The following is a 15,583-nucleotide window of genomic DNA, read 5'->3' as shown; positions in this document are numbered from 1 at the left end:
GTAAATTGATGATAAAACCCGATTTCTTGACATATGCCTTTTAAGTGATGTGATATAGGCTAGAAATCGGGTTTATCTGGTTTGAAGAATGATTTAAATGGCTATAGGAGAATAGTGATCAACTAGTCCAAATTTGCCAGGTGCAAAGGAGTGAAGATATCTTCAGACTGGGGATTTAGGTAAGGACGTTGCAATTCAATTTCCAGCATAGAGAAATGTTTCAAAATAGATTCTAACCTACCTGCTGGGGTATCATTATGTTGTTGCCAAGCGTCAAGCAATGCATTAGCAATAATTTGGCAGCGATTCATGCCAAAACTTTCACGCTCTGTAAATTTGCTGTTTGGTTCTTCAGCAAGAGCTAACCCTGGGGCTAGTAATTTAGTAAACAAAGGCACTGATTGGCCAAAATGAGATTTGTTTTCTGTATATACTCTTTCTATTACTGGACGAACAGCTTCATAGTTATGTTTGTCAAAGTAAAGGACTGCTGAGTCACAACGTCCATAATCTGAGGGATTATATAGTGCTTTAAATGTGAAGGCAATTGGTACAGCATTGAGTTGGGTGGTTAAACCATCCATTACGGCAACTGCACCGTCTGGAGATAAATTAAAGTAAATTCGCACTATTTGTTGATCACCATGAGCAGCTGCGTTACCAACTGCCATGTAAAATCCGTTTTGCACTACATTTTTGGGTAATTTGATGGCAACTACATTACCAACATTTACAGCGTTATCTTGTGGTGGTAAGTGAATATGACGGTCAATGTGGACGGTTAAACCACCCTTATGCACTGCCAAAGCGCCATCCGTTTCTTCCTTCACTACTAGCCAGTCGTTGCTCCAGTAGCCTTCTCCTCGGTTGTTCTGATGCAGGCGATCATAAAAACCTATATCTACGCCCAAAAAGCTATTATTTTCTAAATTTGGGTTCAATGCTACATTTGTTGACTCTTGATCTGATGAGAGATTTTCTTTTAATGAATGGTTATAGTAGACACCATAAAGAAAACTACGCAGTTGCACACCTAAATACTTTTTCTGGAGGTCTGAGGGTAATTTTTGAAAGCGGGAAATTGCTTGCTCAGTTAGTTCTACTGTTTTATAGTTTGGGTGCTTGATACAATGGTAGGAAACAATTTCAATTTTATGAATAATGTCTTGTATTGATGTCTGCAATGGCTCTGGAATGGTTGCTAGTTGAGTTTGTAGCGAATCTAATAGTTGCATAAGGGATTGCCTGTGAATAAGAGGGTGTGATGAGAAAGGGGTGAAGGGGAATTAAATAACGTCGATAAGGCAAGATTGGCTGGTATTTGAGGTAAGTTTTCTACTTGACAGGCTTTAAGATGCTGATGAATATTTTGCGGGGGTGAGGTCTGAGGCATCCATACCAAAAATAGTTGGTATGGATGCTTCTGGACGACATAATAAACTCTTGGCAACTTGGAGCATACTGATGCCTGAATTACCAAAGGTTTTTTCGTGTTGGAGTGTCGCTTGAATAGATTGAATCAAAGCTAAACCGCAAAATTGCACTACTCGCTGTAAGAAATCAGCACGATGCTCTAGTACTTTGGGGAATTCAGCTAAATAAGCTTTAACTAGTGCAGATAGTGAAGGACGGAGTGATTGTAAAGGTGTGGTGGCTAAACGTAAAGACTCTTCAATTTCCATCCCTTTACCGACGACTACGCTGTATAGCCATAATTGCAGGTAACTAGCAATTATGCAGCCTAAGTCGTTGGCTGGATCTCCCCAAGAGCAGCGCTCCCAGTCAATTAATCGAATCATGCTTTGGTCTGGGGCGGATTTGTTTAAATTGACATCTTGCCAATTTAAGGAAATGAGAATGTTGTTCAGCTTTATGTCGTTATGAGTTAGACAGTAGGGGGTGAAACAACTACCCAACTCTGCGATCGCTTGACCCAAACTATCGTAACGTTGATAAAGGGCAAAGAATTTCAATCCGTCAGCCGGGACACTGCCAAAGATTTCTGGTGTAATTCTATCAATTCTATGATTTAGTTTTGGTGTTTCTTGATTAACTGCTTTTTGGGAATTTTCAAAGAATTCCCGATATTCTGAACGTTGGGTACTGATGCGATGAATTAATGCGAGAACGGTTCCAACTCTTGTAGCAACTTGGGTGGGAAAAATATTCTCTTTGGCGTAGAAATCGGCTAAATCACGATAGTTACTGAGATAATTGAAGATAATGATGGAATTTTCACGATCAAAATGTATTGCTTCTGAAAGCAGGGGGTATATGTAGCTAAGTTCTGGGTTTTCCCCTAAGAACTCATGAATTCGCCATTCTTGCACAAACTCGCCGGCGGTTTTTCCTTCTCGGTTGTGGCGCTCTTGCTTAACTAGAAGTTTTTTGTTTTCTGGCAGGGTGAGTAATAAGTTAAAATTTTTGGCAGGTTTGAGTTCAATATGAGTTGATAAACGTTGTTCTTCAGTACATAGTCCCAGGGGAATTAGGTAGTCAAAAACATTTTGATAGCTTAATAAAAATGGCATGGCGTTAAATACTCCTCAGTAATGTAAAAATTTGTTGCTGGTTAATTAAGAAACTGTAGAACCACAGGATTCCTATCCAAGCATTGATTGCACACAACATTTTCTTAGTGATCATGTCAATTGCTGAGTAAACAATGAGACAGGGACAAACAGATGAGATGAATAGCCACACTCGGTAGCAACGAATGACTTTGCTAGTGAGACAATGCTATAAATTGCAAATGTCGATAAAACAAAATCAACGAGGTGATAAGTAAAGTTAAGAAGTTGATAATACCCATAGTGGTAGGCATAGTCTTCACTACCGTATACAGAGAGAGAATACATATCAGTTATTTCGAGCAGAAAACTTTCTAAGTCAATGGGGTGCAGTTGAGAAATGATAATTTTTGCCATTTGCTCTGTACAGAAATTATTGAGGAGTTAGTGAATGTCAGATGAATTAAATCATTGACATTAAAAATTTGTAAAACTACTTCTCGCTCTTTGGCCTTAACTAAGATGAATAACCCCTCTTGGCTACTCAAGTCCCTGTTTCATTACTGCTCATCTAAGTTTAAAAAAGTAATTTTCCTAATTCTAAGAAAATTGCTATTACTTCTTACTTTTATATTAAGAAGAGTCATTAACTATTACAGAGGATATGGATAAGTCCCACTGTATGATTTAGCTACATAAGTAGCATGACCAATGCCGTATATACTGACAAACGCTCCAGTTAATGCGGTAAATATAATACCACCTACAACAGCGTATTCATCCCTAAATATAGAATCTGTATGGCTGAGTTCATGGAAAAAGGTTTCGGAATCGTGGAAGAGTTCAGAGCCAATACTGTATAATTGGGAGAGTGTGATATTTGCCATAAATTACTCCTAAAAGAATTATGGTAATTAGACGGTATGAATATTGAATTTATTCCGCTCTTAGGGATTTTTGGTAATCAACAAATTTAGTATCGATGAAATAAATTAGTTTATGGCTTTAATCCTTGAGAGCTGTTCCATGAATAAATTACGGTACTTTAGTAGATATTTATACTAAAAGATTTAGCCAACAGCGTAACCTGATCCATGGCATCTACTAGTGTATATGCATCAAGTATTTGAAAGAGTATGGCGAGATTGCTGAGGGCGTTTGTGGTAGCTGTGGCTACAGTAGCTTGACCACCAGAGATGGGATCTACATCGCTGAGTTGATGGAGAAAACCTTCGGAATCGTGGAAGAGTTCAGAACCAGCATGGTGTAGTTGAGAAAGTATGATATTAGCCATGATACAGTTCTAAAAACTTGTGAAAACTTGTTTGACTAAAAATCAAAAGAGTTAAATCTGGCTGGCTCCCAGGAATTATTGGTAATCAAAACATCTGATGTGATTTGCAAAGATGATTTTTTACTTTTAATCCCTGGAGAGCCATTTATGTCAGCAGTTACCCAAGGAAATTACAAGACTAGACTGAATGACTTGGCTAAGTAGGTAACATGACCAATGCCATATGTATAGACATAAGCTTCAGCCAGCTTGGTTAATGTAAAGGGATTGCTAACAGCAGCTTGGGTGGCGATGGTACCTGTAGCGGCGGTACCTACAATTTGACCTCCAGAGATGGAGTCTATATTGCTGAGTTCGTTGAGAAAACTTTCCGCATCGTGGAAGAGTTCAGAACCAGCAGGGTGTAGTTGAGAAAGTGTGATATTTGCCATGATGTACTCCTAAAAGACTTGTGAACTTGTGAAGACTTGTTAGTTTCAGTGAAGATCAAGATGGTTTCTAGCTGGCTCTTAGGGATTATTGGTAATTAGGGAATTTATTACTTTTAATCCCTCAAGAGCCATCAATCTCAGTAGCTATCCGGAGTCATTAAATAGCAGGGAAACTGAATGACTTGGCTAACGCGGTAACGTGGTCAATGCCGTAGGTAAAAACAAAAGCCTCAGCTAATTTAGTCAGTGTCTTAGGATCACTGACAGCAGCTTGAGCGGCAGTGGCGCCACCAAGAAAGCCCATTTGTCCACCAGAGATGGAGTCTACATTGCTGAGTTCATTGAGAAAACTTTCCGCATCTTGGAATAGTTCAGAACCATTAGCGTGTAATTCAGACAGTGTAATATTTGCCATGATGTACTCCTAAAAGACTTGTTCTTATGAAACTGAAGATTGCTTCGATTAGCTAGACCTCAGGGATTATTGGTGATGGCAAAAGTTGATGTTCATTTTATAAATGACTTAACTTTTTACCTTTAATCCCTGGCAAACCATCAAGCTCAGTAGTGACTCGGAAGGATTAAATTCCAGTTACACTGAATGATTTGGCTAACACTGTCACGTGACCAATGCCATATGTATAAACATAGGCTTCAGCCAGTTTAGTTAATGTGATAGGGTTGCTAACACCTGCGCCAGTGGCTTGTCCACCGGAGATGGAATCTACAGCGCTGAATTCATTAATAAAACTTTCGGAATCTTGGAACAACTCAGAACCAACAGCGTGTAGTTCAGACAGTGTAATATTTGCCATGATTTACTCCTAACAGTCTTGTGGCAATTAAGCAGTTGCACACAAACTTTAAATTGGTAATCAATGAAGCTGTGTCTGCTTAACTGTTACTGCTATTTTTATTGATTGAAAATCAGAAAGTCAAGGCTAAAACTATGGTGAAAAAGACATATATTCAAGAGTTGTGTCTTTTTAAAAAAATCAGTTTTATTTGATTAATCTGCTTTTTAGTTGACAATAATAGTTGTTTAAATAATTGCAACATACCAAATGCAGATATGGGAAGTTTATTTGAGAGTTCAAATATTTTTATGGGGATATCAAATGCCATTTTGTATATTTATAGGTCTTCATTAGTTTTAATTGGTTATTTTTCCATTGCCCTTGCTTTCTTGCTGAATGTGCAAGATATGAAATAACTTTTGTAATTGTTGGCAATGGTGTATTATGAGTAACGCTGTTTTGTGACTTTTGGGGGATGATGAGTAGGAGAGGCAAAAAAGGGGTAATTTGCCAGACTTGATAAGTAGTTCAACTGAAAAAAAAGTAACAAGGGGCTCCCAGAGTTATCAAATAACTCTGGGAGCTATATCTTGGTGATTTTATTTTTAATTATGTTGACTTATAGCAAGGGAAGTTTAATTTTCTTATAAATATTAATTTACAGAAAAAATCGTGCAAATTTAAGTGAATTATACTCAAAAGCACGATGATGATTAATATAAAAAAATTACAGAAAGTTGAATTCTTCGTTTACTGTCATTCTGGCATTAGAAAGTGCTGCATTCATTTGTCCCCTCAAGTTAAAAAGAAGATTATTTAAATTTTGATCTAAGACATTTGCTAAAGATTGTTCGTTTACATCGGTGACAATTGGAGTTATTATACTTCTTTCGCGTGCTTTGACTTGCCGCATTTCTCTTTCTGTTATTTCATGAAAAAGTTGTTGGGTATTAGTTGGGTACAAGTCATAAATTTTTGTCGTTGCCATGTAATTTACTCCTTAAATAGTTATAGTGAAATTCACTATGACTTTGGAAACGATAGCGTTGCGAATTATAATCTATTTCTAATATTTGGCAATTGTATTAAAAAAGTCAATAAATTTTAATAAATTTCTAGACAAAAATATAGTACTTATGTCTTAAAAAGCAAGGTTTTTATAATAGTAGGAGTTGCTAATGTTGAGTTTTTAGAGACGCATAGAGACGTAATACATCGCGTCCCTGGGTGAGTTTTAATTTTGGGCTTGTGCTTGGGGGCTGGGAATTGTCACATCTATTGGGGTTACTGATGCAGCTAGCTGTGTCAGTGGGGGTTTGATAGCGTTTTGATTCCCCACTACCAAAGTTATTAGTTTGTCTGGGTTGAGGTATTGTCGTGCTACTCGTTGCACATCGGTTTCTGTTGTGGCTGCTACGGCTTTTTGATAGCGAAATAAGAAATCAGCTGGATAGCCGTAATATTCGTATCGCACTAATCGTGATAGAGTTTGGCTGGGGTCTTGAAATTTGAATACAAAGGAGTTAAGGGTAGATTCTTTGGCAAAAGCTAGTTCTTGTGGTGTGATGGGTTGAGTTTGGATGCGTTTGATTTGAGCTTGTAAGGCTTGGACAAACTGCACAGTAGCATCTGATCGCGTTTGTCCACCAGCAATGAACATTCCTGGATAGTCGAAGCGGGCACTCCAGTAGGCATAGACAGAGTAAGCTAAACCTTGGCGCGATCGCACTTCATTTAATAAGCGTCCACCAAAGCCATTTAATACTCCGTTCAATACATCTAAGGCTGCATAGTCAGGACTGTCAAATTTACCGCCGAGGTGGCCCATGAGTATGCTACTCTGGGTTAGTTGTGGTTGATGGACAAAAAATACACCCCCTGTATGAGCTGGTTTTATTTCTGATAGCTGGGGGTGAGTAATTTGGGTATGGGATTGCCAATTGCCAAATTTAGCTTGGATGAGCGATCGCATTTTCTGGGGTTTAAAATCGCCTACTATCCCCAAAATCATATTGTTAGGATGGAAATATTGTTGGTAGAACTGTACTAAATCTTGACGAGAAATGTTATCTAACGTTGCATACTCCATTGTGCGGGCATAGGGGCTGTCTTGGCCATAAATTAGCTTTTGAAATTCCCGATTGGCAATATTATCTGGATCATCATTACGTCTGGCAACAGTACCCTTTCCTTGAGTTTTCGCTAAATCTAATTGTTTTTGGTCAAATACAGGCTCTCTTAGCACTTCAGCGAACAAATCAAACACGGTTTCTAAATCTTCGCTGAGTGATTCAAAGCTAGCATTACCTGAAGTTGTGCCAATACTGGTTTCGACAATAGCAGCCCGTTGTTCTAATATGTCATTGAGCTGATGAGCAGAATGTTTTTGAGTTCCCCCTGTCCGCATTACCTCTCCAGTCAAACTGGCCAAGCCGATTTGCTCATTGGGTTCAAAGCGATGGCCTGTCCGGACTAAAGCGATACCACTTACCAACGGGAGGTGGTGATCTTCCATCAAATAGACAACTAAGCCGTTTTCTAGCACAAATCGCTCGTATTTGGGTAACTTAATTTCAGGTAGGGGTGGCAGTTCTAAATCAGTGTAATGCTTGGCTGCTGCTGTTGCTGCCAAGGAAAAGTTAAAACTGACCAATAAACAAGCAACAACAAAAATCAAACCATAAAATATTGCCTGACCCTTGGCAAACCGGAATTGAAGATTGAAAATTTTTAATGGCATGGGCTTTTTAGTCTCCGTATCGTCAGGGTTTCTGGTGTTGAACTTTTTATCCTTGTTTTGACAACAACTTGCCAATTGTGCGGTTTTCTGGTACAAAGGTCGCCTTAGCCACTCGTTGAATATCAGCAGTTGTTACCGACGCGATTTGATCTAATTGCTTGAACAAATTTCGCCAGGAACCTGTTTTTACTTCTGCTTCTAATAACTGCTGTGCCATACCCATGTTTGAATTAAGGCTACGTAATAAACTCCTTCGTGCTTGGGTTTTGACTCGTTGTAACTCAGCTGCTGTTACAGGTTCGGTTTTCAATTTGTCAATTTCTGCTTCTAGGGCTATTGCTACTTGGTCTACTGTGTGACCGGGGGCGGTTAGAGCATAAAACAAGATTAAATTTGGGTACTTATTGCCAGGAAAACCACTAAAACCCTGAGCATCTAATGCCAAGTGCTGCTGTTCTACTAAATATTTATACAAACGTGATGTGCGTCCATTACTTAATAAACTGCTAATAATGTCATAAACTGCATCATCGGGATGGCTAACTGATGGGCGGTGATAGCCTTGTAAATACCAAGGTTGAGAAGGTAGTTCTAAAGTAAATTCTTTTGTTTGTGTTTGGGGTGGTTCAACGGGAATGTTTGTTATTGCTTTGGGTTTGGCTTGATAGCGCCCAAAATAAATTTTTGCCAGTTTTTTGACTTCATCGGCATTGACATCTCCGACAATAGCAATGGTTAAATTACTGGGTACATAGTAATTTTCAAAAAATTTTTGCACATTTTCTGGGGTGAGATTACGGATATCTTCTTCGTAACCGATTACTGGCCGTTTGTAGGGATGGACTGTGAAAGCATTATCCACAAATTGCTCTACCATCATACCGATAGGCGAATTATCTACCCGCATCCGACGCTCTTCTAAAATTACTTCCTTTTCTTTGTAAAATTCACGGCGAATGATAGGTTCTAAAAATCGTTCTGACTCCAGTGACATCCACAGTTCCAATTTATTAGCGGGAAAGCTGTAAAAGTACTTAGTTGCTTCGGATGATGTGGTAGCATTCAAGTTTACACCACCTGCTTGGGTGACAATTTGCCCCAGTTGGTTTTGTTGAATGAGATTGTTTGCTTGAGATTCTACTTGCTCAAATTCTTTTTGCAATTGAGCTAGATCATCTTGTTTGCTGTTAGCTTTGGCTGTTTTGATTTGGGTATCTAGTTGTTCTAAGCGAGCTAGTAAAATTTTTTCTGCTTCGTAGTCTTTTGTACCGATGCGCGTTGTGCCTTTAAATGCAAAGTGTTCTAAAAAGTGTGCTACACCTGTTTGACCATCTGGTTCATCTACTCCACCTACATCAGCATAAGTAACAAAGGACACTACAGGTGCTTGATGGCGTTCTAAAACTATGAACTTTAAACCATTGTCCAGGCGAAATTCGGTCAATTGCTGAATTACCCGATCTAAGTAGGGTTGAATGGAATTTGGCTCTGGTGTGGTTTGGGGAGGATTTGCAGTTTGAGTTTGGGCTAAAGCTGTGTCTGGAAGTGATCCCCACCAGAAAACTACGACTACCATAAAGATGATGAAGAGCCGACGGAATGTGATGGTGAATTGATGTGACCAATTTAAAATTGAACGACTAGGCTGATTCATAAGGGAGCACAAAATTCAAGTTACACAACCTAAGAAATATGCTAAGTAACGAACAGAGGGTTAATCTTGTATTAAGCTTTGTATGCTTTTGGTCTTTGACGTTAGACAATAATGACACAAATCGGGTTCGGAAGATTACACAGTTATTGCTATGCGAGTTTTTAATTCACCATACCCTTCAGAAGCACAAACACGTACGCGGATTTTACAGGCGGCACAGAAGTTGTTTGCCTCTAGGGGATTTGATGGTACCACCACCAGGGACTTAGCCCAAGCCGCAGGTGTTGCTGAAGGTACTTTGTTTCGTCATTTCGCCAACAAAAAATCGATTTTAGTGGAAGTAGCTACGAGTGGCTGGGTGGATGTTCTCACAGATTTGCTGACTGAACTGAGCGAAATGGGTAGTTATAAGGCTGTTGCCCAAGTAATGCGCCGCAGGATGTGGAATTTACACAAAAATGTAGATTTGATGCGGGTTTGTTTTATGGAGGTGCAGTTTCATCCAGATTTACGCGATCGGATTCAAGTAGAGGTGATTAATAAAATGACTGATGTGGCTGAAGCTTTTTTTCAAACGGCAATGGATAAGGGCATTTATCGTCAAACTGATGCTAAATTGGTGGCTAAGGTTTTTTTAGGAATGTTTGCGATCGCAGGTTTTTCTGACAGTACTGTGATGTCGCCAGATGCTTCCCCCCAAGAAATGCAGCAAATGGCAGAAGGATTAGCTGATATTTTTCTCAATGGTGTGTTGGTTAAAGATTAATATATTAAGACTGATTAGGAGTCAAAACTTTGTAATATTGTTGCCTGTTGAATCCATTGTTGAATTACGTCCATGGCTGGACACAAGTCTCGTCGTTGCATTGTTGATACTTGTAGGCGCATAATTTGTTGGTGTAATCTGTGGGTGGGGGTTTGAGCTAGTTGTGCTACAGAAGCGATACCTGAATGCAGCAATAAACCGCAATATTCCGGTCCTATGGCAGGAATACGCGCCAAATCGGCCAAGGCAATCCATTTATTCACGTATTGAAGATTAACCTGTAATTTGTTTGCTAAATTTACCCTAGTTTCCGGTGTTTTACCTTGTTGGATCAGTTCTTTTGTAGTTGCAATCCCAGAATTTTGCAGTCGGGCTTGTTCTTCATGATTTAATCCTGGTAATTGCTCAATTGGCCAGTTACAAGGTCTTATATGAGAGTTTTTTTTACTGGGATATTTAGCAGGCATTGCAACGGTTGATGATGGCTTGGCTTGAATTTAATCTTAACGTTTTTATTAAATTCAGATAAACCTTGAGGGAAGCTGAGTTTTTTAAGTAAATAATTCGCCACGCATAACGGTTACTGCTTGTCCAGAGAGAAATACGCGATGGCCTCCTGGATAGTACACCTTGACAACTCCACCGCGACGGGATGCTTGAAAGGCCACAAACTGATCTTTACCGAGGCGATGGCGCCAGAAAGGAGCTAGACAACAATGGGCTGCGCCAGTTACTGGGTCTTCATCTATACCTAATTGTGGGGCAAAAAAGCGAGAAACAAAATCATATTCAGAATGAGGATCAGTTTGACTAGTAACAAGCACGTTAGCTAGAGGTAATTTTTTCAAGTGTTGAAAATTAGGCTGCATTTGTCGTACTAATTGTTCAGACTCCAGTTCTACTAAATACCCTAAGGAATTCTGGAGTACAGATTTACAGGGTACACCTAAAGCTGTGCTTAACTCACCAGGGGGGACTGTAACTTCAGAGAAATTCACTGGAAAATCTAACAAAATCCACTCGCCCTGACGTTGAGCAATTAAAACACCGCTTTTAGTATAAAAACGAGCAACTTCATCCAGTAACAAATACCCCTGAGACCAAAGTACATGGGCGCTAGCCAAGGTTGCGTGACCACAAAGAGGTACTTCTACTGTCGGTGTAAACCAACGCAGACTAAAACCATCATCCTGTTTGATCAAAAAAGCGGTCTCAGATAAATTCATTTCCTGGGCTACACTCTGCATCCAGGTATCATCCTGAGATTCAGATAAAACGCAGACTGCTGCGGGATTACCTGCAAAACACATATTAGTAAAAGCATCAACCTGAGTAATAACCTGTCCCATTACTTCGACCTCAACGTAAAATAAACTAATGACTCGGCGTATCTTTGGGTTTACCTCGGGGACTCTCTGGGTTTAACCATGCTAGACATTTCCAATTTTCTCACTGAATCGGTATACCACCGCAGATAAAAACCAGCTAGCCTAATTAATTTTGGGTGAATTCTGTGGTGGGGAAGCGGCAATTTCCGCAATTTCCCCGCCAACAAGAAAGGACGGTTTACCGCCTCGATAACGAAGGGTATGTGTTTGCTCAAGGGGGATGAAAACTACTAAGCTGTAAATAGCACGTTAAAACTTTAGCGAAGTTTCTGGATCGACCCAGAAGGTTTTAGGCTGGGCGGTTCAGGGTGAATCATTGGCGAATTACCTGTAATTACATTATGTTTGATGCTTTATCTCAACGTTTAGAAAGTGCTTGGAAGAAACTGCGGGGACAAGACAAAATTTCGACATCCAATATTCAAGACGCTTTGCGGGAAGTGCGTCGCGCCTTGTTGGAAGCCGATGTGAATCTCCAGGTAGTTAAGGATTTTATTAGCGAAGTCGAAACCAGAGCACAAGGTGCTGATGTCCTTACTGGTGTGCGACCTGACCAACAGTTCATCAAAATTGTTTACGATGAGTTGGTGCAGGTAATGGGGGCAGAAAATGTTCCTTTGGCGGAAGCTGAAGAAAAACCCACAATTGTGTTAATGGCTGGGTTGCAAGGGACTGGTAAAACTACGGCCACCGCTAAATTAGCTTTACATTTACGCAAATTAGAGCGTAGCTGTTTGTTGGTAGCTACGGATGTATATCGCCCAGCTGCTATTGACCAGCTGATAACCTTAGGTAAACAAATTGAGGTTCCGGTTTTTGAGTTGGGTGGCGATGCCGACCCTGTGGAAATTGCCCGTCAGGGTGTGGAACGTGCTAGGGCAGAAGGTATTAATACAGTCATTATTGATACGGCGGGTCGTCTGCAAATTGATGAAGACATGATGGCGGAACTAGCCCGCATTAAAGTTACTGTGCAACCTGATGAAACTTTGCTGGTGGTGGATTCCATGACTGGTCAAGAGGCGGCAAATCTCACCCGTACTTTCCATGAACAAATCGGTATTACTGGGGCGATTCTGACTAAATTAGATGGTGATAGCCGTGGTGGTGCTGCGCTGTCAGTACGAAAGATTTCGGGAGCGCCCATTAAGTTTGTGGGGGTAGGGGAGAAGGTTGAAGCTCTGCAACCTTTTTATCCTGACCGCATGGCTTCGCGGATTTTGGGGATGGGTGATGTTCTGACCCTGGTGGAAAAAGCCCAGGAAGAATTTGATTTGGCAGATGCTGAGAAAATGCAGGATAAAATCCTGTCAGCCAAGTTTGATTTTAATGACTTTCTCAAACAGTTACGTTTGTTGAAAAATATGGGTTCACTGGGAGGAATTATGAAGTTGATTCCCGGAATGAACAAAATTTCAGATGAGCAATTGAAGCAGGGAGAAACTCAGCTGAAGCGGTGCGAGTCAATGATTAATTCTATGACTCGCCAAGAACGCCAAGACCCTGATTTATTGGCAAGTTCTCCCGGTCGGCGGCGGCGAATTGCTAAGGGATCTGGTTACAAAGAGCCAGATGTGAGTAAGCTGGTGGCTGATTTCCAAAAAATGCGGAATCTTATGCAGCAAATGGGCCAAGGTCAAATGCCTGGAATGCCGGGAATGTTCGGCGGTATGGGTGATGCTTTTGCTGGTGCTGCTAATCGTCCGGCTGCCCCTGGATGGCGGGGTTATAACAATGGCGCTGGTGCCAAAAAGAAAAAGAGCAAAGATAAAAAGAGAAAGGGCTTTGGCAATCTTTAGAAAATGAAGAATCTCCAGAAAGATGATGTGTATAAAAAACTACCTTTAGTAGAAAGTTTAAGGGTTTTTGGGATGCTATCAAATCACAAATTAGCTTGAGTTATTGCTGATTGTGGTTTTCATGAGTTTAAATGCCAATTAGATTAGGAAGCTACAAAATTTAGTTGCGGGATAATAGTCCCTCTGGACTTGTATAGGGTTGATGGGGCAGGTCAATTATTCATAGCGGGAAATGCTGGGCAAGTGCTAGAATTAGCATTTCAGTATCAACTAATAGGAGAATTAGTTCTCAACCATGATTAAATTGCGCCTGAAGCGATACGGCAAAAAGCGGGAACCAAGTTACCGCATTATCGCTATTAACAGCCTTGCTCGCCGCGATGGCCGTCCCCTAGAAGAGCTGGGATTCTACAATCCCAGAACTGATGAAGTGCGACTAGATGTTCCCGGTATCGTCAAGCGATTACAACAAGGTGCTCAACCCACTGATACCGTCCGTAGCATTTTAGTAAAAGCCAATGTTTTTGAACAGGTCAGTGCCACAAACCAAACTGCATCTTAATGCTGGTATGAGATCCCCAAAAACTAGTCCTGACTATGTGGGGCTGGTTAAGTTTTTGATGCAGCCGTTTTTAGAATCTCCAGAAAGTTTAAGTGTTGATTGTGAAGTTTCTCACACGCTTAAACGGGTTTGGATTCGCATTGCCTTCGACAGTAAAGATAAGGGGAAAGTGTTTGGTCGAGGGGGACGCAATATTCAGGCTATCAGAACGGTCATTGCGGCGGCAGCAGGACTTGCTGGACAATCAGTGTACGTGGATATGTACGGCAGTAATTTGGGACGAGAGGGAATGTCTTCTGAGGACGATCACCAAGAGCGATCGCCAGAACCCAAAACGCCAGACAAAACTGTAAACATACCTAAACCAGTTGTCAAACCCCGAACTCGTTAGTTAACCAAGAGAATATCTGAGCGGCTGTGGTCAATTCCGCTCAGATATTTTGGTTGGTTCTCAAAAGTTTAGTGGAAAATTCTCAATTAAAAATCCCATAGCCGTTGTTGTCAAAAACTCTAGTGAAAGAAATTCAAGAATAAATACTTATGGCAGATGCCTTGATTATTCAGCTGCCTAATATTCCGAGTGCCATTGCTTTGGCTGGTGATAGAGAAGAAAATCTCAAATTCTTATCCCGACAAACAGGAGCTAGCTTGGTTTTGCGTGGGCAAGAACTACACATTGGTGGTACGGAAGCACAAAAGCGTCTCGCTGCTCAATTAGTGCGATCGCTTGAAGCAATCTGGATGAAGGGCAATGGTATTTCTAGTGCGGACATTTTAACAGCGCGTCAAGCTCTGGATAGCCATCGACAAGATGAACTTCAGGAATTGCAGCGAGATGTTTTGGCTAAAACTCGTCGCGGTGAAGAAATCCGTGCCAAAACCTTTCGGCAGAAACAATACATTAATGATATACGTAAGCACGACTTGACATTTTGCATTGGCCCGGCGGGAACAGGTAAAACTTATCTCGCGGTTGTGGTTGCTGTGCAAGCACTTCTGAGTAACCAAGTGGAAAAGCTGATTTTAACTCGTCCTGCGGTGGAAGCGGGGGAAAAACTAGGCTTTCTTCCCGGAGATTTACAGCAGAAAATTAATCCCTATCTCCGTCCACTTTACGATGCTATTTATGAATTCATTGATCAAGAAAAAGTCCCCAGTTTAATGGAACGTGGTGTAATTGAAGTTGCCCCACTTGCCTATATGCGAGGACGCACTCTCAATCATGCTTTTGTCATTGTAGATGAAGCCCAAAATACTACACCTGCTCAGATGAAAATGGTATTAACTCGTTTGGGTTTCCGTTCTCGGATGGTGATTACGGGTGACACAACACAAACAGATTTACCCGTGAACCAAAAATCAGGACTAGCAGTAGCTTTACAAATTCTCAAGAATGTTGAAGGTATTAGTTTTTGCGAATTTACTCAGCAGGATGTTGTACGCCATCCATTGGTTCAGCGTATTGTTGCTGCTTACGAAAGATTAAACTAAGCTGGTCAGTCACTCAACCGACTCGTTTTTAAAACCCTGGGTGAGACTTTGGCCTCATAGGGATGCTCAGTCGCCTATAATCTTTCCTTAAATTCACCAGGAATCTCAGTCAGTAACAACTGCATTATTAAAAAGCCGTGTAGATGATATC

General features: G+C 40.7%; 17 protein-coding genes. 5 read left to right on the top strand and 12 right to left on the bottom strand.

Features of this window, described 5'->3' with window-relative positions; translation table 11 throughout:
* Positions 1-122: 122 nt before the first annotated feature.
* The 10 genes from NWP25_RS12935 to NWP25_RS12890 all read right to left on the bottom strand — a co-directional run bounded on the left by NWP25_RS12935 (position 123) and on the right by NWP25_RS12890 (position 9,426).
* The gene (locus NWP25_RS12935; protein WP_280650493.1) at positions 123-1,235 is read right to left on the bottom strand and encodes a T3SS effector HopA1 family protein; all 1,113 of its coding nucleotides are present in this window, start codon (positions 1,233-1,235) and stop codon (positions 123-125) included.
* A gap of 114 nt (positions 1,236-1,349) precedes the next feature.
* On the bottom strand, positions 1,350-2,531 hold the full coding sequence (locus NWP25_RS12930; RefSeq protein WP_280656417.1) for a phosphotransferase: 1,182 nt from the start codon (positions 2,529-2,531) through the stop codon (positions 1,350-1,352).
* Between the two features lie 632 nt (positions 2,532-3,163).
* A complete protein-coding gene (locus NWP25_RS12925; protein ID WP_280650491.1) occupies positions 3,164-3,397 on the bottom strand; it encodes a hypothetical protein in 234 nt (77 codons plus the stop codon).
* Between the two features lie 158 nt (positions 3,398-3,555).
* The gene (locus NWP25_RS12920; RefSeq protein WP_280650490.1) at positions 3,556-3,804 is read right to left on the bottom strand and encodes a hypothetical protein; all 249 of its coding nucleotides are present in this window, start codon (positions 3,802-3,804) and stop codon (positions 3,556-3,558) included.
* Positions 3,805-3,974: 170 nt separating this feature from the next.
* On the bottom strand, positions 3,975-4,235 hold the full coding sequence (locus NWP25_RS12915; protein ID WP_280699555.1) for a hypothetical protein: 261 nt from the start codon (positions 4,233-4,235) through the stop codon (positions 3,975-3,977).
* Between the two features lie 157 nt (positions 4,236-4,392).
* Positions 4,393-4,650, bottom strand: coding sequence for a hypothetical protein (locus NWP25_RS12910; RefSeq protein WP_280651606.1), 258 nt, complete (start codon positions 4,648-4,650; stop codon positions 4,393-4,395).
* Between the two features lie 166 nt (positions 4,651-4,816).
* Positions 4,817-5,050: a hypothetical protein gene (locus tag NWP25_RS12905; RefSeq protein ID WP_280651605.1), complete on the bottom strand. Its 234-nt coding sequence runs from the start codon at positions 5,048-5,050 to the stop codon at positions 4,817-4,819.
* Between the two features lie 709 nt (positions 5,051-5,759).
* The gene (locus NWP25_RS12900; RefSeq protein ID WP_280651604.1) at positions 5,760-6,020 is read right to left on the bottom strand and encodes a hypothetical protein; all 261 of its coding nucleotides are present in this window, start codon (positions 6,018-6,020) and stop codon (positions 5,760-5,762) included.
* A 246-nt stretch (positions 6,021-6,266) separates the two neighbouring features.
* Positions 6,267-7,772, bottom strand: a complete 1,506-nt coding sequence (locus tag NWP25_RS12895) for a M16 family metallopeptidase (RefSeq protein ID WP_280699554.1) — start codon at positions 7,770-7,772, stop codon at positions 6,267-6,269.
* Positions 7,773-7,818: 46 nt separating this feature from the next.
* Positions 7,819-9,426, bottom strand: a complete 1,608-nt coding sequence (locus tag NWP25_RS12890) for a M16 family metallopeptidase (protein ID WP_280699553.1) — start codon at positions 9,424-9,426, stop codon at positions 7,819-7,821.
* A 151-nt stretch (positions 9,427-9,577) separates the two neighbouring features.
* Between NWP25_RS12890 and NWP25_RS12885 the strand changes: the two genes are divergently transcribed.
* Positions 9,578-10,192, top strand: coding sequence for a TetR/AcrR family transcriptional regulator (locus NWP25_RS12885; RefSeq protein WP_280657700.1), 615 nt, complete (start codon positions 9,578-9,580; stop codon positions 10,190-10,192).
* Between the two features lie 14 nt (positions 10,193-10,206).
* Here the strand turns inward: NWP25_RS12885 and NWP25_RS12880 are convergent, their stop codons facing one another.
* Positions 10,207-10,659 carry a DUF4332 domain-containing protein gene (locus tag NWP25_RS12880; RefSeq protein WP_280651600.1) on the bottom strand — a complete coding sequence of 151 codons (453 nt, stop codon included), beginning with the start codon at positions 10,657-10,659 and terminating at the stop codon, positions 10,207-10,209.
* A gap of 84 nt (positions 10,660-10,743) precedes the next feature.
* Positions 10,744-11,541 carry a PhzF family phenazine biosynthesis protein gene (locus NWP25_RS12875; RefSeq protein WP_280657701.1) on the bottom strand — a complete coding sequence of 266 codons (798 nt, stop codon included), beginning with the start codon at positions 11,539-11,541 and terminating at the stop codon, positions 10,744-10,746.
* Positions 11,542-11,921: 380 nt separating this feature from the next.
* On the opposite strand from NWP25_RS12875, the gene ffh reads away from it, so the two are divergent.
* The 4 genes from ffh (at position 11,922) to NWP25_RS12855 (ending at position 15,432) form a co-directional block, all read left to right on the top strand.
* A complete protein-coding gene (gene ffh / locus NWP25_RS12870; RefSeq protein ID WP_280699572.1) occupies positions 11,922-13,379 on the top strand; it encodes a signal recognition particle protein in 1,458 nt (485 codons plus the stop codon).
* A 295-nt stretch (positions 13,380-13,674) separates the two neighbouring features.
* Positions 13,675-13,941: a 30S ribosomal protein S16 gene (gene rpsP / locus NWP25_RS12865; RefSeq protein WP_280651598.1), complete on the top strand. Its 267-nt coding sequence runs from the start codon at positions 13,675-13,677 to the stop codon at positions 13,939-13,941.
* Between the two features lie 7 nt (positions 13,942-13,948).
* Positions 13,949-14,332, top strand: a complete 384-nt coding sequence (locus NWP25_RS12860; protein ID WP_280651597.1) for a KH domain-containing protein — start codon at positions 13,949-13,951, stop codon at positions 14,330-14,332.
* A gap of 149 nt (positions 14,333-14,481) precedes the next feature.
* Positions 14,482-15,432, top strand: coding sequence for a PhoH family protein (locus tag NWP25_RS12855; protein ID WP_280651596.1), 951 nt, complete (start codon positions 14,482-14,484; stop codon positions 15,430-15,432).
* Positions 15,433-15,583 lie beyond the last annotated feature (151 nt).

It is taken from the genome of Umezakia ovalisporum Ak1311 (assembly GCF_029891685.1).
GTDB classification, from domain to species: domain Bacteria; phylum Cyanobacteriota; class Cyanobacteriia; order Cyanobacteriales; family Nostocaceae; genus Umezakia; species Umezakia ovalisporum.
This window is presented reverse-complemented; position numbering and strand designations above follow the sequence as displayed.

What these genes read in the sequence shown, in the direction of transcription:
- NWP25_RS12920 (WP_280650490.1), bottom strand. Translation starts at nt 3,804, where the DNA reads ATGGCTAATATCATACTTTCTCAACTACACCATGCTGGTTCTGAACTC.
- NWP25_RS12925 (WP_280650491.1), bottom strand. Translation starts at nt 3,397, where the DNA reads ATGGCAAATATCACACTCTCCCAATTATACAGTATTGGCTCTGAACTC.
- NWP25_RS12915 (WP_280699555.1), bottom strand. Translation starts at nt 4,235, where the DNA reads ATGGCAAATATCACACTTTCTCAACTACACCCTGCTGGTTCTGAACTC.
- NWP25_RS12860 (WP_280651597.1), top strand. Translation starts at nt 13,949, where the DNA reads ATGAGATCCCCAAAAACTAGTCCTGACTATGTGGGGCTGGTTAAGTTT.
- NWP25_RS12855 (WP_280651596.1), top strand. Translation starts at nt 14,482, where the DNA reads ATGGCAGATGCCTTGATTATTCAGCTGCCTAATATTCCGAGTGCCATT.
- rpsP (WP_280651598.1), top strand. Translation starts at nt 13,675, where the DNA reads ATGATTAAATTGCGCCTGAAGCGATACGGCAAAAAGCGGGAACCAAGT.
- NWP25_RS12930 (WP_280656417.1), bottom strand. Translation starts at nt 2,531, where the DNA reads ATGCCATTTTTATTAAGCTATCAAAATGTTTTTGACTACCTAATTCCC.
- NWP25_RS12880 (WP_280651600.1), bottom strand. Translation starts at nt 10,659, where the DNA reads ATGCCTGCTAAATATCCCAGTAAAAAAAACTCTCATATAAGACCTTGT.
- NWP25_RS12900 (WP_280651604.1), bottom strand. Translation starts at nt 6,020, where the DNA reads ATGGCAACGACAAAAATTTATGACTTGTACCCAACTAATACCCAACAA.
- NWP25_RS12875 (WP_280657701.1), bottom strand. Translation starts at nt 11,541, where the DNA reads ATGGGACAGGTTATTACTCAGGTTGATGCTTTTACTAATATGTGTTTT.
- NWP25_RS12895 (WP_280699554.1), bottom strand. Translation starts at nt 7,772, where the DNA reads ATGCCATTAAAAATTTTCAATCTTCAATTCCGGTTTGCCAAGGGTCAG.
- ffh (WP_280699572.1), top strand. Translation starts at nt 11,922, where the DNA reads ATGTTTGATGCTTTATCTCAACGTTTAGAAAGTGCTTGGAAGAAACTG.
- NWP25_RS12885 (WP_280657700.1), top strand. Translation starts at nt 9,578, where the DNA reads ATGCGAGTTTTTAATTCACCATACCCTTCAGAAGCACAAACACGTACG.
- NWP25_RS12890 (WP_280699553.1), bottom strand. Translation starts at nt 9,426, where the DNA reads ATGAATCAGCCTAGTCGTTCAATTTTAAATTGGTCACATCAATTCACC.
- NWP25_RS12935 (WP_280650493.1), bottom strand. Translation starts at nt 1,235, where the DNA reads ATGCAACTATTAGATTCGCTACAAACTCAACTAGCAACCATTCCAGAG.
- NWP25_RS12910 (WP_280651606.1), bottom strand. Translation starts at nt 4,650, where the DNA reads ATGGCAAATATTACACTGTCTGAATTACACGCTAATGGTTCTGAACTA.
- NWP25_RS12905 (WP_280651605.1), bottom strand. Translation starts at nt 5,050, where the DNA reads ATGGCAAATATTACACTGTCTGAACTACACGCTGTTGGTTCTGAGTTG.